Here is a 22,106-nt window from a genome sequence, read left to right on the forward strand (position 1 = left end):
TGGAATGAGGAGGCTACACCATGTCCCCAAAAATAGTCAATAATATCACTGAGCTGATCGGGGATACGCCGGTTGTGCGTCTGAACCGTCTTACCGGACCCGGGGATGCGGAGGTTTATGTCAAGCTGGAAATGTTCAATCCCAGCGGAAGTGTCAAGGACCGGGCCGCGTACAACCTGATTCTGCAAGCGGAACAAGCAGGACTGTTGAAGCCCGGCGGAACGATTATTGAGCCGACCAGTGGGAATACAGGCATTGGGCTCGCTATGAATGCAGCTGCGAAGGGCTATAAGGCCATTCTGATTATGCCGGACAACATGACCAAGGAACGTATTAATATTCTAAAAGCCTATGGTGCCGAGGTTGTGTTAACGCCCGCTGCGGAGCGGATGCCGGGCGCTATTGCCAAAGCGCTAGAGCTTGGCCGAAGTATAGAGAACAGTTTTATTCCACAACAATTTGAGAATAAGGCTAATCCCGATATTCACCGGATCACGACAGCGCCGGAGATTCTGGAGCAGATGGAAGGGCGACTGGATGTGTTCGTAGCCACTTCAGGTACAGGCGGAACCATCACCGGTACCGGGGAAGTGCTGCGCCAGGAGCTACCGGACATCCGTATTCTTGTGGTGGAGCCTCAAGGATCACCGGTATTGTCGGGCGGTACCCCGGGGCCGCATAAGCTGGTTGGTACCAGCCCTGGCTTCGTTCCTGCGATTCTCAACACTGAGGTGTACGATGAAATTGTGCAGGTGGCGGATGAAGATGCTCTAGATATCGTAAGATCACTGGCAGCACAGGAAGGTATTCTAATCGGACCGTCCGGTGGCGCGGCGGTATGGACTGCTCTGCGGGAAGCCCGGCGGCTCGAGCCAGGCAAGCGGGTGCTATGTATCGCTCCAGATACCGGTGAGCGCTACCTGAGCATGGGGATTTTCTAATTCTACTAACGGCGGAGGTATAGGAATGAAGAAAATTGCGGGGATGACTCTTACTGCAGTGCTGGCAGTGATGCTGGCGGGATGCTCTGCTGTGAATCATACAGGGAACACACAAAGCGGTGGGAATGTTACTCAGCAAGCGTCTTCGAGTCCAGCTGCTACACAGACAGCTTCTCCGGAGCCTGTGGCAGAAGCTTCCCCGACTGCGGAGAACGCCGGAACCGCAGAGGTTCTGGATACTGGGAAGCTGTCCGAGAATTTTGGATTTGCCGATGCGGAGGGCAAGCAGATTCTGGTTACCGCACAGGAAGAGGGACAGGACAAGGCACTATCACTGCTGGATCGGGCGATCGGCAATAACGGTCAGGTGCTGAGCGTGAAGTACGTGAAATGGCAGCCCGGCAGCGATGAGGGAACTGGACGGGAGATGGCTCATAACTTTGCGCATTTGCCAGGATACCTTTTCACAGTTGAGGAAGGAAACGCCTTCCCCGATGCCACCTATTATTTGACTGCGGGAGCGGATTTCAACACTAAGTCTTTACTGGATGTTACACCAGCCAATGAAGATTTCGCGAACCCTCCAGTAGTAGGTGAAGACGTACAGAAAGCGATAAGTGCAGTCAAGAAGCGGGGAATTCAGAGTATCGGGAAGATTGCTGATCTATCCCCGGACCGCGAGTTATATGTTGTCCAGTTTGTGCGGCAGGATAAAGATATGCTGTTCAGTCTTGTGCTGAAAGAAGGGGAATCCCTTGCTTTTATGGACTATCCCGCGGTCGCTCAGGATGACGACTACTCCGTATGGCGGGTGGATGATGGCGGAGAGGTGACTCCCGATATGTTCTCAGTGCTATTTGCTGCGCAAAAAGCAGACGGTGTCCTCCTCGGGATCAACTGGTGGGGGGCGGAAGGGGTCAATACCTTTTTCCTGGATCAGCATGGGGCGACATTCAAGGAACTGGACATTCAGTACGGGCGTTATACCTCTCCTTTATAAAAACAAATATTATTTTTAGCTATATAAGACAAACTTAAATTATAAACGTAAGACTCGTCGTCTCTTCAGTGAATATTTGGACTTCCGGTCGTTGTTGTGCCCAGATTCCTTCTTTATAAACCGCTTCTAGCGGTTGGAATCTGGGCACAATTTGTGCTTACGGGTGCGAGCTTTCCTGCGGAAAAACTTTCAGGAGAACGCTTTCTCTTCTATAGCTCCAAATTCCCCCTTTCGTTCCTTCTCACGTATTGTTAATTTCTTTTTGTTCATCTTACTGGACAGTCAAAAAGCCCTTGTCGAAAAATCGTAACCTGCTATGCATTACAAAAGCAGTGTCTGCCTATGCGGCTTATACACGAACACCGTATAAAACGCACTTAACTGAGTATGTACTGGAAGCTTACCGAGAGCCAGGCTGAGAAACAGGCTGAACTGTGAAGTACATTGGGAACTTAACATCTATTCAACGGTTAAAATAACGGCATTTTCGCACCTTATATTGATCGTTTTAGAGTAAAAAAGGGAAATAAGGGCATTATTGCACCTTATTTCCCTACTTTTCCCTCAAAAGGAGCTGTACGGCAAGAATTAACATACAAAAATGCCCTTAATTGAAATTATCTATCCTTTGTAGATAAATTAAGGTGCAAAAATGCTCCTATTTCCGTATTCACGAGGTTGGAAGCAAACCGACGCTGAGTCAGGATCCAGGAGCCAGGAACCCCTCCCATGTCACTCAAAGGATGGGACAGGGGGACGCAGCCGCGAAGGATTCGGTCAAGCGCTGCTGCTGTTGGACCTTGACTTCTTGTGCTTTGTGGCTTCTTAGTGATGTAGAACTTTTCACTGTCCAGCATCTTATATATTCGAATAAATGAATGGTATTTGTTATTTATAGATATGAGCATGATTTAATTGTTCAAAAAGGGTTTTGCGGTAGGTTAATAGGCTCTAGCTTTTCCAATATTTCTTCTTATCATCTTCGGTAATCGCTCTAATAACTTTGCATGGATTCCCGGCAGCAATCACGCCTGATGCGATATCGCGGTTGATCACACTGCCTGCTCCGATGACGCTATTATCACCGATGGTCACTCCTGGCAGAACAACGACATTCCCGCCAAACCACACATTATTGCCGACGGTAATTGGGTAAGCATATTCTAGGCCTTGGTTACGTTGTTCAACATCTAACGGATGACCGGCGGTGTAAAAGCCACAGTTTGGGGCAATAAATACATTATCTCCAAACGTTACTTTGGCGCAATCTAAGATAACGCAGTTATGGTTAGCATAGAAATTATCACCAAGCTCAATGTTATATCCGTAATCACACCAGAATGGTTGTTCAATATGGAAGTTCTTACCCGTTTTCCCGACCAATTGTTTAATTACTGCTTTACGTTCATCTATGCTAGAGGGACGTAATTGATTGTAATCGTGACAGAGATCCTTAGCATATGTTCTTTCTCTAATAAGTAAAGGATCATTGTTGTTATCATATAGCAATCCTTTGCTTGCTTTTTCTTTTTCGTTCATAATTATTCCTCCGGCATCCAAGGTCAATCTATGGTTTAAATGTAGTAATACTCAGTAGTTTGTAATTCCGTAACTCTTACTTGACATTTGATAAGGGAATTAGTATATTCAATTATTAAAAATGTTATTAAAAGTAATTTATTAAAAGGGTTTGTTACCATGATACCTAGATTTCTCCATACAAGCAAGTAGGAAAGCTCAGTGTACTTTTGATAATAGCTATGAAAGAGGTGTGCAAAATTAGCCAGATCACGAACAATTCGATTCGCGTTAAAAAAATTAACCAGGAACTAATCAAGCAAGCTCTAAAAATGATGAAGCAAGGCACAAAATCTATGATTGCCAGCGCAACAGGCTTAAGTGTTGCTACTTGCGGCAATATTTTGAATGAATTTCTTGAAACAGGTGAAGTGATCGAAACTGAAATGGAGCAGCCTAACGGGGGAAGACCAGCGAAGCGCTTCATATATAATTCCAACTTTGCTTACATCGCTTGCATATATATTAGTGCTGAAGGGGATCAGCATTCTTTAACTTATAGGGTAGCAAACTTAGCGGGTGAGCAGGTGGATGCTGGCTTTCATGCTGTGGAGTTGGCTGATGTCACTGTTATTGAGCAAGTAATCGAATCGCTGATTAGCAAGCATCCTGAGATTAAGGCCGTTGGCATTGGCATACCAGGTCTTGTCCACCAAGGGGTCATTAACGTCTGTGACATAGATGAGTTAATTAATGTTCCTTTAGAGTCACGTTTAAAAGAAAAGTATGAGATCGAAGTTACCGTCGACAACGATATGAACCTGACGGTTTATGGTTTTTATAAAAAGCAGGATTATGAAGAAGACAAAACCATTGTAGTGGTCACCTTCCCAAGGAATAACTTTCCTGGATCGGGCATGATGATTGACGGATATATTCATCGAGGCACAACTCAATTTGCGGGAGAGGTATCCTTTCTACCCTTTGGAATCTCGCGTCAAGAGCAGTTTGCCAGGCTGCACCAACAAGATACATTTGTGTCTTTGGCAGCAACGACGATTATGTCGCTCATTGCGGTTATCAACCCTGAGACGATTGCGTTAACTGGAGACTTGGCGAAAGAAGAGCATATTGAGGGGATCTACCAACGTTGCTCGGGTGTCATTCCTGATGAGCATATGCCACAAATTATCGTGTTAGATCAGCCGCATGAGCATTATATGAATGGATTAATTGCTGTTACGCTGGAAAGCTTGAGCTATAATTTGCAGTTGGTTGAGAGACGACGGTAGCGTATTTGGAGAAGAGTATGTATTGAAAAACGCCTGATAAGGCGTTTTTTTAATATATCGGCTAATCATTAGTACGATTATTTTAAGCAGACTGATCCTAAAAGTTTTTGAAATTTAAAAGTAATCTGAGAAATAGGGTATCCGCTGCTCAATAGCATCTTCAAGCATATCTACGATTTCCGAGGTGCAGGCCATACGGCCGATTTTGTGTAGATAGTTTGGACGTTTGTAGCCCAATAGCATAGTCACCATAGTCTGGATGTCAATTTTATCGCTACATTTCTCAGATACTCGCACAACTTCGCCTTTGCCTGCGGCAGAGATCTTAAGTTTGAATACACCTTGATTCCAAGACAACATAGGGTCATCTAGCATAAAAGTCCATTCTCGGTCAACGGTATCCGGTTTAAAGGGATATTGCGCGATGAACGGCTTAAAGTCTACGATTCGAGCCATATAATAAGGAGAAATGGTTTCTTTGATATCCGCATCCTCCAGCAAAAATGCTAATGGTTCATCCGTATAGGTGTTGCCCCTTACTTTAGAGATCATGGAAAAATGTGCACTAATAAAATTCCACAGACCACTACGAGCTTCTTCGTTGATAAAAATCATATCCTTGATATGAAAAATCTCATCTGAGATACGATAGAGCACATAGCCGTCCGGCTGATCATCCGTGTTGTAATAAAGAGCTGCCATGATATCATCTGATTCCCACAGCCAATATTCATTCCACAGCAAGTCATTTCGTAACAAAGCACCGTGGGTTTGAAGCGCAAAACGTTCATAGGCTTTTTTCACTTGCTCGCTTTCTACTGTAGTCCGTTCGATTTCGCCAGGAACCGGCTTATTCTTGGGCAGCTGATAATCATTAATTTCGTATGTGATCTTATCGGAAATAATCTCCCAGCCTTTTCTACGATAATAAGGTATCGAATAGGGATAGAGGAAGGAGATGGACTGACCCCGATTTTTCATATTTTCAAGCGATTGATAAAGAAGTTTATGCATGAGCCCTTGGTTAGCGTACTCCGGGTAGGTACCAACTCCAGTTAACCCGCCCATATCATAGGTTTGATTAAAGATGCGTACTTGCAAGGGATAAACGGCTACCTGAGAGATCAACTTGTCTTCATCAAACCACCCGAGCACATCAGCCTGCTCCAAAACAGGCGATTTGGCACGAATGATTTCATCTTCTTCCCACCCAATCTGATATAAATCCCGAAAGGTTACCTGAAAAACATACCTAAGGAGCTGATTGTACTGCTTCAGATGCTCCAAGCCAACCTTCTTCATTTTAAGCTGTTTTTTCCTGCTCATAAAAATATCCTTTCTATAATAACTGGCAGTCTGAATGGTGTGTTAGTTTAAACATTAGCGTCTTACGCGGACATTTTGTTTATAGTTTGAATTAAAAAGGTTGTAAATATACATCCACTGGTCCAGGCTGAACTTCTCTTTTAATCATTATGTGTCAGGTGTTTTTGCCTATACAATAAGTCATATCCATTTCGAGGAACTGTACGAGTAACATAAAATTGGTTTTGCTCATACAATTTTTGAGCTTCCCGTTCATTCTCATGTGTGGATGTATACAGGCATAGATTTTGCTTGCCGCGGATACGTGCTTCATTAATCGCGTGGAAAAGTAGTTTTTTACCTATCTGCTGCCCCCTGAAGCGGTTATCCACACAGAACCAACCTACCCAATCATTACTCTTATAATCATGCTCCAATTCGTATAACCCAATAATGCCCTTCACCTGATTACCATCAACAGCTACATAATATCGAAATGAACGAAGCTGATCGTCTACCATATCACGGTATTGATACAGCAGCTCTTGACTAAGACTCGCTTCCAACTCTTGTGAAGGGTTTTCATCCTCATCATCGTAACCAAAAATCCGGTCTACCAATTCTTTTGCCTGCGCCAAGTAAAGATCATTCAAATCCACGATCATTGTTTCGTTTATCTTTTCCATCATGTTAAATCCCTTTCTTTCAATGCTCATAATATAGGAAACCATATTTCTGGAGACTGCTCATCCAGATTTGGATAATACTCAATCTCGGGCAGCATGGAGATGGAGTGACTCGACATTGGCAGCCATTCTGTTAAAACCCGATTGCGAACTAATCGGAAATCCTCATCGTGGATGCCATTTACAGTGAACTTAACCCATCTCCTGGCTTCAAGTTTTATTGTTTCGTACATGGGTAATGGTTCAGGAGGAAGATGTGTAAGGATACCTATCCCATATTGAAGTGCTTCCTTGTCTTCAGAAAGACTAATACCTGTAAGCCCATCCGAGTGATATTGGTCGCTTAGATCATATAGTGTTCCTCGTCTCATCTCTTGCTTCCATGTATGCTCGATAATGGGTAGATACTCCAAGCTATCCGTGGGAACATCGATAATCTTGCCAACGAAGTACATGGTCGGACATTGCTCTATCTTCCCTACTAATGGGGGGCTATTTTCTAAACTGAATTTAATATGTAGAGGACCAAAGTATTTGATTTTGTCAGCACAGGTTTCAGTACGAGCCTCTTTAGGCGAAATACCATGAAATCTTTTGAAGGCTTTTGAGAAAGCCTCATGTGTCTCGTAGCCAATTTCAAGCGCAATATCAAGGATAGGCGCATCATTCTTTTGTAAAATGATACTGGCATTACTTAACCTTCTATTGCGGATATACTCACCTATGGTGAAGTTGGTTAGTATTTGAAATACCTTTTGCAAATCAGCGACATTGGTATAATATTGCTTCGCCAAGGACTCAGGCGTTAAATCCCGGCTGTACAGATGTTCTTCAATCGTTGTCAAAACTCCTGATATCATTCTTACATGTTCCATCTGAATTCTCTCCCTTTCTCTACTGTTATTATAAGTAGGTTTTTATTAGAAAGTTTGTCCAATTCAATCTGATTTTGTCCAGAAGGGGATTGCTAGGTTGTTACACAATCAAAGCAATATAATCAAAAGTAAATGTATTTATTGTTTTTGTATAAGTAAACTTTACTTTTATAAAAAGTTAATTTATAATTTTATTCAAGAGGTGATGGTCATGAAGAAAGATTTTGGTGATTCAATATCAAATAAGGTTTATGAATATCGTGTACTTGCCAGAATGTCTCAGCAAGAATTAGCAGATGAAGTTGGGGTTTCCAAACAAACTATCTTCGTCATGGAAAAAGGAAATTATGTTCCGACTCTGTTGTTAGCGTTTCGAATTGCTAAATTTTTTAACGTTGATGTAAATGATATTTTTACTTATGAGAAAGGAAATGATCAAAATGATAAGTAAATTTTTCTCAGGTATCCACGATGCAATTTTTCTCTCTTTAAAGTCCTGGGCTGAACACTCTCCGGGAAATTGGAATATTCTCATTGGAGTTGGTTTTTTATTGCTCATGGGTAGTATGATTATGCTCTATGTATTTTATAAGATGATTGGGCGAGACGACGAACGGACAAGTACAATCTTTTTGAAAAGCAGTTACTATATGCTGTTGGCAATTGTTCTATGTGATGTGATTTTTCCTAAAGAATATATGTGGAACATCTTTTTCTTGTTCAAATATTCGCTGGCCTTTTTAGCTGGTGGAATTTACTTGGCTGTCCGATATAAAAAGGATTTTACATAAGGAAAGGTCGAGGAGCGAGGTTCAGCTATAGATTGAAAAGAGCTGGATGAGGTGAAGTTAGGACTCGCTTAAGTTCAAGACTGATGATATATGATTATAAGAAGCCACCAATCACTGTGTTTGAATGATGATTGGTGGCTTTTTTATATGTGGTGGTGCGATTGGGTGGGGATATTCAGAAACATCTGATTTATGTAATTCAAAAATTACACAAAAGATTAGCCAAGGAAACATCATCCTATCGACAACAAGTCCACTTCTTATCGATAGGGTATAGCTAGTTGTTGAATACGAACCTGTCATTGATGGGATGTTAGCTTGAATCAATTAATTAAGAAGCTTCAGCCAAAGAAACTGGCGGAGGCTTTTTGTTTGAAAATATAAGATTAGTGATCGTCATATTCTTCCATTTAATAGTATAATAAAAACATGCTTCAAAAAGGTTATTTAAACACGATGATTTCGTTTAATCAATTGCATTCCTTATATTTATGAACTTCGTGAATATAATTTAAAAGCTTGACTAGAAAATAAATAATAACAAAGGAATTAATCGATGAAAGTATACTTAATTATCATTCAAGGCTTGTATTTATTGTCTCTACTTCCTTGGTTTTTTATTTGGGGATTATCCTTTATGGTATTTGATAATGGAATCTCATTATGGGGTATATCGATAATGATTGTAGTTTCTTTGTATCCTGTTGCTGTTGTAATATGTTCAATTTTGTCTTGGCTATTAAAGAAAAAGGTAAAATCACTAAATATTTTTCTTATTAGCGCAATTCCATTACTGTGGGTGATCTCTTTGGGGGCAGTAATAATAGGGTATTAGTTTTGTTCTCAATCATGCGTTCGTTAATTAGAAACTAGTAAAATTATGGATCTAGATAAGTTGGAAAATGAATTGCAAGAGGAGGCGAATGATATAACGATAATGCCTGTTATAGTAATGATCTTTGTATTTGTACCTACCATTGTACTCATGGTAAGCATGCCTTATTTAACAAGAGAGACGATTAGTTTTGGGGTCACCGTCAGCGCTGTACAATTCCACAGTGAGCCTCTGCGCCAGATGCGGAAGTCATATGCTAGGATTAGTGCCACCTTGCATACCATCCTATTCATTGTTTGTATCATCTGCCTAATATACGGTGATGAACATTCCAAGCAACAAAGTTGGATCATTGTCACTTATTCACTCGCCATGGTTGTAATCTCCCTATTCATAAACATTAGCAATCATTTCAAAATGAAAAATTTACTACCTATGCTGCCGATTGCTCAGGAACCATCAATCATGGCAGTGGACACTGGTTTTCGGAAAAGAAACATTGGCTTGTCCAATAATTGGTTCCTCATTCATGTTTTAATTATTGTTGTTAGTATTGTAACTGTGCTACGTAACTACGATCTGATTCCTGATCAAATTCCGATCCATTACAACAGCAGTTGGAACGTAGACCGCTATGCAGCTAAATCTTATAGTTTTGTATTTATACCTACGATAATACAAGTGTTCATAACACTTTTGTTCATATTTGAGAATTGGAGTATTCGCAGAGTGAAGCAGCAGGTTCAACCCACTGATCCGAACCGTTCCATTAGACAAGACGTAACTTTCCGCCGTACTTGGTCATATTTTATGATTACAGCAAGCTTCTTATTAGTTATCCTGTTTTCCGTCGTGCAACTAAACATGATATCTCTGCTTAACATCAATGTGGCTATCCCCATTATCCTAATCATAATAGCCTTTATCATCCTATACGCCTTTGCCTTATCGTTCTGGGCTGGTCAGGGCGGAAGCCGCTTGGAGCGATCTGCCGATTACTCCAATGTCAGACCTGTCCATGATGATGATAAATGGCTGTTAGGTATGATTTATTTCAATCGTAAGGATCCAAACCTAATCGTCGAGAAAAGGTTCGGAGTCGGCTGGGGATTAAATTTCGGTCACCCAGTAAGCTGGCTGATTTTGCTCGGAATTATTGTACTGTTAGTTGTGGTAACAAGGCTTAGAGGTTAGTACTCACCGGAGTATTCTAGCTTTCAACAAATAAATATCTTTTCGCTTCCAAATTAGACGCCATCCACATTAAGATTCTGTATATAGCCTTTCATTTTCTTCTTAGCTCGTTGAATTCTTTTTGTAACAGCAGCAACAGTATCCCTTGAAGAGACCTTCTTGGCTTTTTCGGATCTGGTGCGTCAAGGTAAGGTTCTCTATGTCGGGATAAGTGAGTGGACGGCGGATCAGATAGCAGAAGGTGCTATTTTGGCGAGGGGATTGAAGGTGCCATTGATGGGATGTTCGCTTGAATAAATTTTTTCAAATAAGCTTCTGCTGATGTTTTGGCGGAAGCTTTTTTATAGGAGCAACAAGAGACTAGCTTTTTATAATAAGATGTATTAGCAAACATAACATTTCAATCTGGATTTGGTTTAGATATCCTATTATCGTGGAGGATATTGGAATTATATGTCGAAATATTATATCGTGAGATGTTGAAATGGCATTCAAGGGATTTAGTTGAAAGTTACTTAATTAATACGATTGTGATGTGATAGGTATGGGGAAGCAATTCAGTAAACTCTCTGATCATTCATTCAAAAAAGGCGTATTATATCCACCATTTAATAGCAGTTTAGGAGATCAGCTTTCTTTATCTCCATGGGCTATTGAGTGGTTACCAGAATATTTATGGTTGGCATTGATTCTAGAGCATTACGGCAGGGAAGATGGACTAAATTTAGTTGGCAGCATTGCAGGGGAATTATCGAAGATTGATAAGGAATTGAGCATTCCTGTTCTATCGAAGATTTTGAGCTAGAACCTAAAAAGCAGAGGACTTACTACGAAGTAATATGTAAATGGGCTACTAGAGATGTATTATCCCCTCTAACAATAATATACCGTACAGATAAATATGCTCTCTTTTATAAGTATTTTTCAGACTGCGAAACATCAATAGATGAAAAAACTAGTACCCTACAAAATGTAATTAAAAAAAATCTATTCCATCAAACAAATGAAGCCACAGATATTAGGTTTCTAATTTTATGGTTTAACGTTTTCGCTGATCGTATTCATTTTGCTAGAGGAATGGAAATAACAAAGGCATTAGTTGAGTATCCTAAACTATCTCATGACCATCCAGAAATGAGATTGTATCGCCCGCTAATTAGATCATCTGAAATGGCTTTAAGATTTAGAGAAGATAACGGAGATTTCGCAAAACAATTTTGGCATAGTCTTGGGTTATTAACAAAGTGTAGAACTTTTATTATTGATTATGGTGAACAGGTAGGTGGAAGTATGTCTTTTTTAGAGGATGCCGTTAATACTATCGATTACTTAATGGCTAATAATAAAGAATCGCTACTTACGGACGAGAAATTTTCTGTCTGCTTGGGTATAGCAACTTATGCACTGAAAATTTATAAAGAAGTGATTGAAAGTCAAATTGGAGATGGAATCTTAGGTAGAAATGCCTTAAGGACTATTACAGAAGTGTATGTGACTTTAAAATATATGTCGTTAAAAGAACAAGACCAACCAGACATTTGGAAGGCTTTTAAGGAATACGGAATAGGTAAGTATAAATATGTAATTCTCAAAGCTAGAGAAGTTGAACCAGACCTCGAAAAACACCACTTTGCACTTCCTGTACTAGAAGCATTGCTTAACGAAGATAAAGACGAAGAATTCACTAATATGGACACAAGGCTATTTGATAATCAAAATGTAAGAAAGAAATTTGAAGCCATTGGTGAAAATGATCTTTACGATCTTTATTATGAATATGATACTAACTTCACTCATGGATTATGGGGGGCTATTAGAGAAAGTGCGATGATTTTTTGTGATAATCCTTCTCATAAATATCATACTGTCCCCGACATTACTTTTGAGCAGAAACTTAGAAGCGTGGAACATGACTGTGAGTATGTTCTGAAGAAACTATTTAATCAGTTATCTTCATTTTATGAATTTCCAGACTTCTTTATAGATAAGTATGGTGGTCTAGATGATTGAATTGAAGCCGATCATTAAGATTCAAAAGGAATATTTAGACCTGATAAGTAAATATGTCGATTGCTTAATGGATGAAGAAACCACAAACAATGAACTGGCATATTTCTTTGAGGAAGTATCACTTTTTTGGCGTAGAAAACATGAGATAATTGACTTTTTTCTAAAGAAGATAAGTACAGATGATAAGTGTAGTTTTCTTGCTGGAGCAATGTATATTGATCTGAAAAATGATGGGCACTATGAATTCGCACCTTGTGGGCAATATCGTATATTTACAGATCCTGTCTCGAAAATGAGAACTTTCTTTTTAATCGAAAGCACTGCGATTAAACAAAAGAGAGTAAGGGATTACTTAGTCAAGGTTGTAAATGATTGCATAAATGTCCTATCAGAGTACTCGAACTATTTCATAGTTCTACCTTTGGATGATATCTTTTCGGAAGATCAAGAAGATCGTATGGCTTTTTTGAAGAAAAGCTCTTACTCGTTTATCTCAAGCCTTTTTGTTAACCCCTGTGCAACAGAGGAAGAATTTTTAGATAAATATCATTCCCTTATGGAGATACAACAAGATATCAGAGCAGATTTACTTGATAAATTAATCCTCAATGATGAGAGTGATGTCTCTATTTCTCTGCAAGAACGAATTGAAATGAATTTAAATGATACTCTGTCTCTTGATGTTTTAAGACAAAGGATGGGGGATGCAGAGATTTTTTTAATGGCAATAGGGCAGTTTTTCATGCAAATCATGGATATTATTCTAATAGCTATTTCATACAAATTAATTCCATTTGTTAGATCAGATGTAGTATTTAATTATTTATTACTTACGTATCCAATGATATCGGAAGATAAAGTAGCTGTTACCCTCTTAGAACAGACTACCATAGCTTATATATTTCAAAAGATGTACGGGAATTATGATTTTTCCTCCATTACATTTTCTGATTATCATTCCTATTTTTCCGAGAATCGTATTATCGATTCTGTGATTGAAAAGTCTCGGAGTAAGGGGGAAAGCGTTTTTGATTTGCAAGTCAGTGAAATTGCTTCACTAATACAAGAGGAATGTTCATCACTTTTACCTGCATAATTAAGAAAACAAAAAGAGCCAATAGTAGTGGCTGGGTGATAGGCATAACATATACATTTGTTCAACACTGTCTACTCAACACATGTGGAGAGCTGTGTGTTGTTGGTTAGGAAATAGCATATTGGAGCCGCATTTACCTATTAGAGTCCGAACATATTACCGTTTGGGCTTTACTATTTTGCAACATATCCTAAACTGGCGCAAGGTGTTTAACCCAAGCTACAGTCCGACAAAAGAAAATACGGATTGGCCAGTTCATTGGTACGATGGGTGTCGAGATTGATGGTTTGGTGGATTCTGATAAGGTAATTGGGTAAGGTATATAGAACTAGATTGATATGAGGTTCCTGCCGTTGGTAGGGTCTTATCATTTGTCGAAATTGGGAAAAATTTTTGGATTCCCCTAAAGGAATAGGATATTATAACTTCTAACGAATAAAGAAGTAATCGGAGGGACATGAATGGATTTAAGTACGTGGTTAGGTATAATAAGTATCGTTATCTCATGTATTGGCTTGTTGGTTACAGTAAATAAAGTAAGTCATAGGAACAGTCATAATAGCAATATTAATGGTAGTTTTAATCATACAAAGATCGTTGATAAACGTAAGACTATATATGAAAATCACAATTATGCTACTGATACCCCAGTAGCCCAGCCCAAGCAAATTAATCAAGATGATGACACAGCTATGAAAATTGTTGGTGGAATTGCAGCACTAGTTGTGTCAGCGATACTGATATTTTACTATGTTAAATTTAGAACTCTTATTATCGGCATATCTTCTGTAGTTATGATAGTTGGGGTGTTGACAGCTTTGTTGGTAGTTACTCTGAAAGCTTCTCTTTCAAAAGGATATAAAGTTTACATACTATTGGTTTGGGTTATCCTGTCTGGGCTAATTATTCTATCTAGTCATCCGATATACCCACCAGATCAACTTAATAATGCATTAAGTAAATTTAGTGAAATTGAAGTGAGTTCTGCACCTAAAACATTATGGGACCTTCATAGCAGTAATCCCAATGCATCGCTTTTTTTAACGTTTCAAATTGGTGGATTAATAATGATAGTATTTTATTTGTTTACTTACTTAAAATTAATCTATGAGATACTAGCAAACAAACCCCTTCAACACATTAAGACTTTGATTAAAGGTGATATTATTTTTTTTGGGATTATCTTTGTATTCATTAGTGGAGCGGCAGTAGAGTTTATTCGGTTCTTACAAAATCTATCTGTTTAAATATCGCTAAGTTGCTGACGAGATATATGTTGGACTAGATTGAGGAGAGGCTCCTACGAACAGCAGGAGCTTCTCTAATTATTAGAATTGAAATGTTTTCTGGAATTTATATGGGGTTAGACTGTAATTAATTCTATCTATACATTGCAATAATATCTACTGATTTGTAGTCTTGATCTACCCAGATTGCTTGCAATTCTCTAGGACGGTCTTTTTCCATTGATCTCCGCATTGTTCTGTTCAAAGGTATGAAATCTTTAAGTGGATCAAATAGTGCCTTGCTTTTTGGAACAAGGGAGTTCGAATTAACCTTGGCTAGAACTGTTACCTCAATTGCGTCACTGTCCTCTAGTTCAGCATATTCTACTTCTAAATACTGCGATTCAATTTTGGAGCATAATAATGCATCGTCAGATTCAATTAGTAAAGGAACTTTCGCATCTTTTTTACTAAAAAAGGTTCTGAAGGCTTCTTGTTCAGTCGGTTCCATATCACGAGATATAGAATCAAGGAGCATCGGTTTCATTTGGATAATAAGTTGTGTGAGGTCAAAAGCTTCAGGTACAGAGATATACCCTTTAAACTTAACGATAGTCCCCTGACTTTCTGTACTAATATCATTGAATTCCTCGGATTCAACGTAATCATGATAGTATTGATTATCCGTGAGTGTTTTTTCGAAATTTCGACATTCGAGTAGAAGGTTTTCTTCAATTATTGCATCGTAGGATTCAGTTGATTTAGCGCTGGCAGACAAAAGAGAGGCCTTGCCACTAGCCGATCTTTCAGTAGTGACTTTTGTGTTTTCTTGTTTAACATTAGGTAACTTTGTAGCTATTGCTCTGAATTCATTTATCAATTTCTTATTTAAGTAGAGTATGGTTCCAAACAACGACATTTCCCTCCTTGGACCTTGCTTTATTGATAATTCCAAATCCAGCTACATCCAATATCTTCTATTTATAAGGATAGCGTCATTGTAGTTTCTTGTCAAAGGAATATGGGTATGTAAATGACCAACCGTGGTAGATCACATGGCTGGCACTGGCAGTGACGAAATCAGATGTTCCATATATGCCGTTATCTCTATTTATAAACAGTTCAAGCGCTCACCCACGCCCGGGCTTTTTTTGCGTGGTTCGTTATGTTCCTTTGTGGCAGTCGAACAGTTCTTAAGATTTTCGTAACAATCGGATAAGAAAAAAGAAAGTTCCGTTATGTACATTACGAAATGAGAGACAATAACCGTTTTAAGGACACATAAGTCCGATCATGTTATTTGATTTGCCGAGCAATTGACCGTTAATTTCCACGGCCAGCGTGTCCAACCCTTCGCAACACAACTCCAGCCTATCGTGGCTAAGTAAGTCAGGATCGACCGTGAAGGTGCGCACATATTCGTAATCGTTCAATGCGAGCGGGAAATAGCTGTCCTCTTTATTATCCCTGTAGAACGGGTCTTCAATTGCTTTCGCATTTAAAAGGTCATTCATAACGGAACCGGGTACAGAAGCTTCAAGCCAACTCGTCTCCGTAAGGTCTTTCATTCTCCATTGTCCATTCGTCAACCAAGGCTATATCGCCCGTTACCGCAGCGCGAACGCTGCATTCGTGCATGCGGGATTGCCGTACCAGCTCGGGCAAAGAAATGGGGGATAAGAACAGATGGGGAAAGAAGGAGGTCAAAAGTCCGGAGAGGATAAAGAAAAAGAACTGTGTCAATAAAATGGGTGCTTAACCACCTGAACCAGGGCGGCAAGCCTGTCGATGGACTTACGAAAATCGGTATTTCCGCTGAGTGATAGTCCGCAATGCTCAGAGTCCATTCCTGCTGGCATTGTTCACATGTGCTAAAATAATAACGGCTGCCCACTGACAGCCGTTTCTAGTATAGTTTCCGTTAGTAAATGTATCATCATGATGGTTATCTTCCCAGGAAAGGCATACGGGATGGATTATGAATAGTTCAAAATGATGGAAGCGATGGTTTCTACATCTGTTTGGGTCATTTCCAAATGCAAAGGTAAAGAGATAATGGTATGACTCAATCTTCCTGCATTTGGACAAGTGTTGGCCGACGAAGCAAAGATATTGTATTCCGTATTGTCGCGGTAATGGACGCCCGGATAGATCCCCTCATGATTCAAATGTTCAAACAGTTCATCTCTGTGATTCACTTCAATAACATACAAGTGTCTTGAGGAAAGGCAGCCCTCTGCCACCGGAATGGGTCTCACCTTGTCCTTGGCTTGCGCAAAACAGGCATCGTACCAGTCGGAAACTTTTCTTCTATAGGCATTGTCTTCATCCAGATATTTGAGTTGAACCAAACCTATTGCAGCCATAATCGAGTTCCCGTGATATTTGTACCCCACATCTCCGATTTCGTACATCCATTTATAGTTCCCCTGAGATCTGCTGTAAGTATCTTTATCGATTCCCATCCATGAAAGCTTTCTGCATAAGAGATCATGTTCAGGTTCACGCAAACAAATCATGCCGGAATCTGCGGTTGGCAGATTCTTTACCGCTTGAAAAGAGTAGACTACGGCATCCGCTTCTTTTCCAGGAACGACTCCGTCAAGCTGAGTGCCCGCCATATGGGCTGCGTCAAGAATTAAGCTCAACCTATATTTAGCACAAAGTTCTACAATCCTTTTATACTGGCCAGTGTTCCCGCCCAAACCTACAAACATAACTGCTCGGGTTCGGGCGGTAATCTTCTTTTCCACATCATCGGGATCTAGGCATAAATACTGATCCACATCTGCAAAAATGACATTTAGATGTTCATACAATATGCTTTGGTTGGTCGCAATAAAGGTCAATGGTGTCGAAATGATTTCATCTCCGTCTTTCCAACCATAATTCTCTTTTAATACTTTGATAGCCAAGTGAAGTCCGGAGGTCGCCGAATTTACATAGTGAGCTTGCGGTAATCCTGTATACTTTTTCCACTGCTCTTCAAACTCAACCGTTTTGTATCCCAATCCCGTCCAACCTTTTTCGAGGCACTCCCGTATCCCGTCCAAACACTCTTCCACCCGGTATACCGGTTTAAATAGTTGAATTCTACCCATTAATGAAAGAGCCCCTTTCCAAACCCAATACTTTGTCGTTGATTTATCTTATGTTTTTCTTTAAATACATGGCACGGCGATTGTCCTCTAAGATTTTAGTGAGGCAGGAATTAAAGCAATTGGGGCAGATAGACCGGGTATAGATATTTGCATGTTAGATGGGGGAATTCTAAGTGCTCCTGGTCATGTGGAATATTTTTGAACAGTAAAGCTGGCCAATTGGCGGCTTTTTCGTTCGCCATACTTTTACCCTATACTTAATTATGAAAAAGATAGAAAATATTATAAAATATATAGTGCTGTAGTTTTTATATGATGTATGATGCATAACCAAGAGGCTAGTTGTCATCCGCAGGGATTTATTAGATCGTTCAGAATGGGGAAGCGCCATCATTGATAAGCTTCTCTCAATCGCCAATATATCAATGAAAAAAGTTAAAAGGAGAATAACTATGGAATCTAATAATTCTATCCGTTTTACGAGACCTGAAACTCTGCCGCCTACTTTCGGCTACTCGCATATAGTAGAGGTCAAAAATGCGAGAATGCTCTATATTTCCGGTCAAATTGCTTTGGACAGAAATGGAAAGCTTGTCGGAGAAGGAGATCTGTCCGCCCAGACCGGGCAGGTGTTTGAGAACATTCGGCTTGCTTTAGAAGCGGAAGGAGCTTCGTTCTCAGATGTCATTAAGCTGACTTTTTTCATGATAGATATTTCACAAATGGCAAGTATCCGTGAGGTAAGAGATCAATATATTAATGCAAACAATCCTCCGGCAAGTTCAGCAGTCGAAGTCAGAAGGCTCATTCACGACGACCTACTGATAGAAGTGGAGGCTATTGCGGCGGTTGCGATGCCCTAGATAAGTAAACACAAAGTTCTACGATCTGAACTTAGAGATTCGGAATTGTAAGTTGTAGACACAAGCTCCCCCCATTGATGAAATCTCCATATGAATCATCTATGTATAGAAACTCTTGCTGCATAGCAGGAGTTTTTTGTTTTAACTATATTACACCTACGTAACTTCCTTCCATTAGATGATACAATAAACATATTCTATTATCAGAAAGCTCCACTTTATTTTTCAATATATTTCTAAGGAGCCCAAAATGGAACCATCCCATGCTTTGCAAACAAGAAATTCAATCATTAACGATCTAAAACGAATCGGTGTTAAAGAGGGCATGACGCTGATCGTCCATGCTTCCCTGAAAGCTTTAGGAAAAGTTGTAGGGGGACCTGTCACTGTTATACTAGCATTGGAAGAAGCGGTGGGGCTGAATGGAAATATCGTTATGCCGACACAGACTGAACATTTGTGTGAGCCGACGGAATATGACGATGGTTTGACTGAACAAGAAATACAAATAATAAAAGAAAATATGCCTATCTATTACCCTGATCTTACGCCAACTTCATATATGGGGTTTATCCCTGAAACGTTTAGAAAACAAAATGGAGTGCTCCGAAGTTCACATCCTCATGTTTCATTTGCTGCGTGGGGGAAGAATGCTAAGAGCATAACGGACAACCATAGCTTGAATTATGGGTTAAGCGAGACCTCTCCCTTGGGCAGGATCTATGAATTAGAGGGATATATTCTATTACTTGGCGTTCCAGCGGATACAAATACTTCATTGCATCTAGCGGAGTATAGACAGAAGAACACTTTTATTCGACCGAAAGTTTGGGGAGTGAAAATGTCAGTGGATGGAGTTGAACAGTGGACCACTTATGATGACATTAATAATGAGTCTGATGATTTTGGCCTGATTTTTGATGATTTCAAGTCCAATAGTAACTTGGTAAAAGAGGGACTAGTAGGAGAAGCTAAGAGTTATCTGATACCGCAGAGAGAAATGGTTGATTACGCCTTAGGGTGGATGAATCGGAATAGAAGATAATCAACTTCGATCCATTTTAAATACTTAAAATTGTAACAATTATAGAGGGGATATAGCCCTATCGAGTCATGCCGACGACATCCTTGCGGTGATATGGTAGATATTAAGGTTTTGGGAGGGGACAGCCACGTATAAACGAATCAAGCTGATGATCTTGCTGCTTCCGACGCTCATGGTCGGGGTCTGGGAGATTGTCCGCCATCAGTTTCTGATGGATTACATCTCTATGGATATGGGGAATTACTTGACGCCGGTGCTTGTATTCCTGCTAAGCATCGTGCTGCTGGTCCCGTTGTTCTCGATCATGGAGCGGGGTCAACGGGAGCTGGAACAGGAACGTGCGGTCAAGGACGCCATGGAGGCACGGGAAAGATTGGCCAAGGAGCTGCATGACGGAATGGCACAATCGCTATTTCTGCTGTCGGTCAAAATCGATCGGTTGGAGAACAACCGCAAGAATGGCGAGGTCAGCGAGGACAGTGTACGTCAGATCACGAAGACGGTACATGAGGTGGACCGCTATGTGCGTCAGGCCATAGCCAATCTCAAAATTCCGGTCTCAGACCAGATTCCCTTCTCGCTGGAGCAATCTGTCAAAGGCCAGCTGGAACAAATTGCAGGCGAGGTTATGATCGACGTCTCTCTGGATTGGACGCTGCCGGATCAGGCGTTCACGGCCAAAGAAAAAGCCGAGCTGCTGTCATGCATCCGCGAAGCCATCATCAATGTGCGCAAGCATACGCGAGCAGCCAAGGTGTCGATCTCCGGCCAGGGAGATAAGGACCATTGGCGAGTGACGGTGACCGACGACGGCCAAGGCTTCCAGCATGACCCGTTTGAGGTGAGCGGCAGCTATGGTCTCCAGATCATGAAGGAACGTGCTGAAGGCATGGGCTGGGGGCTGCGGGTAGATTCAGGAGACGGGGGAACCGTTGTGGAGATTACCAAAGGAGGCGTTCCGACATGAAGCGATTCCGGGTTCTGATCGTAGATGACCATGCTCATGCGCGTGAAGCGATGAGTGAGATTTTATCCATGGATGACAGCTTTGAAGTCATAGGGGTGGTGGCGAGCGGGGCGGAAGCCATAGCTTTTACAGAGCAGTGGATGCCTGACCTCATCCTGATTGACATCCAGATGCCAGAGATGGACGGGCTGGAGACCACTCGGCGGATCAAACAGGAATATCCCTATGTGAAAATCGTGATCGTCACCGTCTCGGACGAAATCTCCTATCTATTCGAAGCCTTGAAACAGGGCGCACAGGGATATTTGCTGAAAAACCTCGCTCCGTCGACCTGGATTCAATACTTGCAGTCCATTATGCATGAAGAGGTTCCGCTCAGCCGGGAGCTGGCCGTGCAGATTCTTAAGGAATTTGCTGTTCCCTCTGTGATAGAGGAGAGAGAGGCATTAACCGCACGGGAGAAGGAGATACTGGGCTGTGTATCGTCCGGTTCTACGAACAGGGAGATCGGTGTTATTCTGGGCATTTCGGAGCATACGGTGAAGAATCACTTGAAGAATATTTTGCAAAAGCTTCAGCTCCAGAACCGGACTCAGCTAACCAGATACGCATTGGAACAGGGACTAGCATCACGCTCCGTGCAATTTCCCAAAGAAAAATCATAAATATCATATGATTTAGAAGAGAGGTCACTTATGAAAAATCTTTATCTCAAACTAATGACTCTGATCGCACCATCTGTCGCACTTGTGCTGCTCTTCGCAGCTGTAGCGAGTGCGCATGTTACCGTTTCCCCATCCCAATCGGGCGTAGGCGCATGGGAGACTTACACCTTGAAGGTACCTGTAGAGAAGGATTCACCTACTGTGCAGATCGATCTGCGTATGCCGGCAGGCGTGGAATTTAAGCAATATGAAGCCACTCCGGGCTGGAAAGTAACAATTGACGGTAATAAAGTAAGCTGGATCGCTACAGGAGACGGAATTCAGTCCGGACAGTTCCAGCGCTTCACATTTACTGCCAAAAATCCAGATCAGGCCGGCAAAGTAGCCTGGGATGCTTATCAGCATTATGCAGATGGATCGCTGGTACAATGGTCCGGTGAAGAAGGTAGCGAGAGTCCGCATTCTATTACGGAAATCTCCGGTACTGCTTCGGCAGGCGGCCATTCCCACGGCATGGACATGGATATGGGTGAGGATACGGATACGGCTACCGCGTCTTCTACTTCTCCAGTCGGCTATATTGCTCTAATCGCTTCTATCTTGGCTTTGATTCTGGCAGTCATCGGACTATTCAGACGCCGCCAAGCATAAGCGTACATTTTCGCTAACAATCTTTTATATTCTTAGTATACTCCG

22 protein-coding genes and 1 pseudogene are annotated in these 22,106 nt (G+C 41.0%); 16 read left to right on the forward strand and 7 right to left on the reverse strand.

Annotated elements, in window-relative coordinates:
- Positions 1–20 precede the first annotated feature (20 nt).
- Positions 21–941, forward strand: coding sequence for a cysteine synthase A (gene cysK, locus AC3Y23_RS18195; protein WP_379201506.1), 921 nt, complete (start codon positions 21–23; stop codon positions 939–941).
- Positions 942–966: 25 nt separating this feature from the next.
- Positions 967–1,941, forward strand: a complete 975-nt coding sequence (locus tag AC3Y23_RS18200; RefSeq protein ID WP_379201508.1) for a hypothetical protein — start codon at positions 967–969, stop codon at positions 1,939–1,941.
- A gap of 951 nt (positions 1,942–2,892) precedes the next feature.
- Here AC3Y23_RS18200 and AC3Y23_RS18205 read toward each other — a convergent pair.
- The gene (locus tag AC3Y23_RS18205) at positions 2,893–3,480 is read right to left on the reverse strand and encodes a sugar O-acetyltransferase (protein WP_379201510.1); all 588 of its coding nucleotides are present in this window, start codon (positions 3,478–3,480) and stop codon (positions 2,893–2,895) included.
- 221 nt (positions 3,481–3,701) lie between these two features.
- On the opposite strand from AC3Y23_RS18205, the gene AC3Y23_RS18210 reads away from it, so the two are divergent.
- Complete coding sequence (locus tag AC3Y23_RS18210) at positions 3,702–4,751, forward strand: ROK family protein (RefSeq protein WP_379201512.1); 1,050 nt, start codon at positions 3,702–3,704, stop codon at positions 4,749–4,751.
- Between the two features lie 114 nt (positions 4,752–4,865).
- Here AC3Y23_RS18210 and AC3Y23_RS18215 read toward each other — a convergent pair whose 3' ends face one another.
- The 3 genes from AC3Y23_RS18215 to AC3Y23_RS18225 all read right to left on the reverse strand — a co-directional run bounded on the left by AC3Y23_RS18215 (position 4,866) and on the right by AC3Y23_RS18225 (position 7,617).
- A complete protein-coding gene (locus tag AC3Y23_RS18215; RefSeq protein WP_379201514.1) occupies positions 4,866–6,077 on the reverse strand; it encodes a GNAT family N-acetyltransferase in 1,212 nt (403 codons plus the stop codon).
- A gap of 140 nt (positions 6,078–6,217) precedes the next feature.
- Positions 6,218–6,772, reverse strand: a complete 555-nt coding sequence (locus AC3Y23_RS18220) for a GNAT family N-acetyltransferase (protein ID WP_379201516.1) — start codon at positions 6,770–6,772, stop codon at positions 6,218–6,220.
- Positions 6,769–7,617 (reverse strand): AraC family transcriptional regulator, encoded by an 849-nt coding sequence (locus AC3Y23_RS18225; protein WP_379201519.1) that lies wholly within the window; start codon positions 7,615–7,617, stop codon positions 6,769–6,771. Before AC3Y23_RS18225 ends, AC3Y23_RS18220 begins: the two co-directional genes overlap by 4 nt.
- 211 nt (positions 7,618–7,828) lie before the next feature.
- On the opposite strand from AC3Y23_RS18225, the gene AC3Y23_RS18230 reads away from it, so the two are divergent.
- From AC3Y23_RS18230 to AC3Y23_RS18265, 8 genes and pseudogenes are all read left to right on the forward strand, one after another.
- Complete coding sequence (locus AC3Y23_RS18230) at positions 7,829–8,068, forward strand: helix-turn-helix transcriptional regulator (protein ID WP_379201521.1); 240 nt, start codon at positions 7,829–7,831, stop codon at positions 8,066–8,068.
- Entirely contained in the window at positions 8,058–8,408 is a 351-nt protein-coding gene (locus AC3Y23_RS18235) for a DUF2178 domain-containing protein (protein WP_379201887.1), read from the forward strand. The genes AC3Y23_RS18230 and AC3Y23_RS18235 overlap by 11 nt, the downstream gene beginning before the upstream one ends.
- An 895-nt stretch (positions 8,409–9,303) precedes the next feature.
- Positions 9,304–10,437: a DUF1648 domain-containing protein gene (locus tag AC3Y23_RS18240; RefSeq protein WP_379201523.1), complete on the forward strand. Its 1,134-nt coding sequence runs from the start codon at positions 9,304–9,306 to the stop codon at positions 10,435–10,437.
- A gap of 135 nt (positions 10,438–10,572) precedes the next feature.
- Positions 10,573–10,716 (forward strand): annotated as a pseudogene (locus tag AC3Y23_RS18245) (aldo/keto reductase); the annotation flags it as partial.
- Positions 10,717–10,972: 256 nt separating this feature from the next.
- Positions 10,973–11,242: a hypothetical protein gene (locus tag AC3Y23_RS18250; RefSeq protein WP_379201525.1), complete on the forward strand. Its 270-nt coding sequence runs from the start codon at positions 10,973–10,975 to the stop codon at positions 11,240–11,242.
- Between the two features lie 365 nt (positions 11,243–11,607).
- Positions 11,608–12,447, forward strand: coding sequence for a DUF5677 domain-containing protein (locus tag AC3Y23_RS18255; protein ID WP_379201527.1), 840 nt, complete (start codon positions 11,608–11,610; stop codon positions 12,445–12,447).
- Positions 12,440–13,543 carry a hypothetical protein gene (locus AC3Y23_RS18260; RefSeq protein ID WP_379201529.1) on the forward strand — a complete coding sequence of 368 codons (1,104 nt, stop codon included), beginning with the start codon at positions 12,440–12,442 and terminating at the stop codon, positions 13,541–13,543. The genes AC3Y23_RS18255 and AC3Y23_RS18260 overlap by 8 nt, the downstream gene beginning before the upstream one ends.
- Positions 13,544–14,004: 461 nt before the next feature.
- Positions 14,005–14,790: a hypothetical protein gene (locus AC3Y23_RS18265; protein WP_379201531.1), complete on the forward strand. Its 786-nt coding sequence runs from the start codon at positions 14,005–14,007 to the stop codon at positions 14,788–14,790.
- Between the two features lie 133 nt (positions 14,791–14,923).
- Here AC3Y23_RS18265 and AC3Y23_RS18270 read toward each other — a convergent pair whose 3' ends face one another.
- The 3 genes from AC3Y23_RS18270 to AC3Y23_RS18280 form a co-directional block, all read right to left on the reverse strand.
- Positions 14,924–15,682, reverse strand: a complete 759-nt coding sequence (locus AC3Y23_RS18270; RefSeq protein ID WP_379201533.1) for a DUF6414 family protein — start codon at positions 15,680–15,682, stop codon at positions 14,924–14,926.
- 358 nt (positions 15,683–16,040) lie between these two features.
- Positions 16,041–16,337 (reverse strand): glycosyl hydrolase 2 galactose-binding domain-containing protein, encoded by a 297-nt coding sequence (locus AC3Y23_RS18275; protein ID WP_379201535.1) that lies wholly within the window; start codon positions 16,335–16,337, stop codon positions 16,041–16,043.
- Between the two features lie 408 nt (positions 16,338–16,745).
- The gene (locus AC3Y23_RS18280) at positions 16,746–17,870 is read right to left on the reverse strand and encodes a DegT/DnrJ/EryC1/StrS family aminotransferase (protein WP_379201537.1); all 1,125 of its coding nucleotides are present in this window, start codon (positions 17,868–17,870) and stop codon (positions 16,746–16,748) included.
- Positions 17,871–18,322: 452 nt separating this feature from the next.
- On the opposite strand from AC3Y23_RS18280, the gene AC3Y23_RS18285 reads away from it, so the two are divergent.
- The 5 genes from AC3Y23_RS18285 to AC3Y23_RS18305 all read left to right on the forward strand — a co-directional run bounded on the left by AC3Y23_RS18285 (position 18,323) and on the right by AC3Y23_RS18305 (position 22,061).
- The gene (locus AC3Y23_RS18285; protein ID WP_379201539.1) at positions 18,323–18,733 is read left to right on the forward strand and encodes a RidA family protein; all 411 of its coding nucleotides are present in this window, start codon (positions 18,323–18,325) and stop codon (positions 18,731–18,733) included.
- A gap of 250 nt (positions 18,734–18,983) precedes the next feature.
- The gene (locus AC3Y23_RS18290; protein WP_379201541.1) at positions 18,984–19,778 is read left to right on the forward strand and encodes an AAC(3) family N-acetyltransferase; all 795 of its coding nucleotides are present in this window, start codon (positions 18,984–18,986) and stop codon (positions 19,776–19,778) included.
- 148 nt (positions 19,779–19,926) lie between these two features.
- Positions 19,927–20,745, forward strand: coding sequence for a sensor histidine kinase (locus AC3Y23_RS18295; protein WP_379201543.1), 819 nt, complete (start codon positions 19,927–19,929; stop codon positions 20,743–20,745).
- Positions 20,742–21,410, forward strand: coding sequence for a response regulator (locus AC3Y23_RS18300; RefSeq protein ID WP_379201545.1), 669 nt, complete (start codon positions 20,742–20,744; stop codon positions 21,408–21,410). Before AC3Y23_RS18295 ends, AC3Y23_RS18300 begins: the two co-directional genes overlap by 4 nt.
- A gap of 30 nt (positions 21,411–21,440) precedes the next feature.
- Entirely contained in the window at positions 21,441–22,061 is a 621-nt protein-coding gene (locus AC3Y23_RS18305; RefSeq protein ID WP_379201547.1) for a YcnI family copper-binding membrane protein, read from the forward strand.
- The last annotated feature ends 45 nt before the right edge of the window (positions 22,062–22,106 follow it).

Source organism: Paenibacillus sp. MAHUQ-45 (assembly GCF_058133325.1).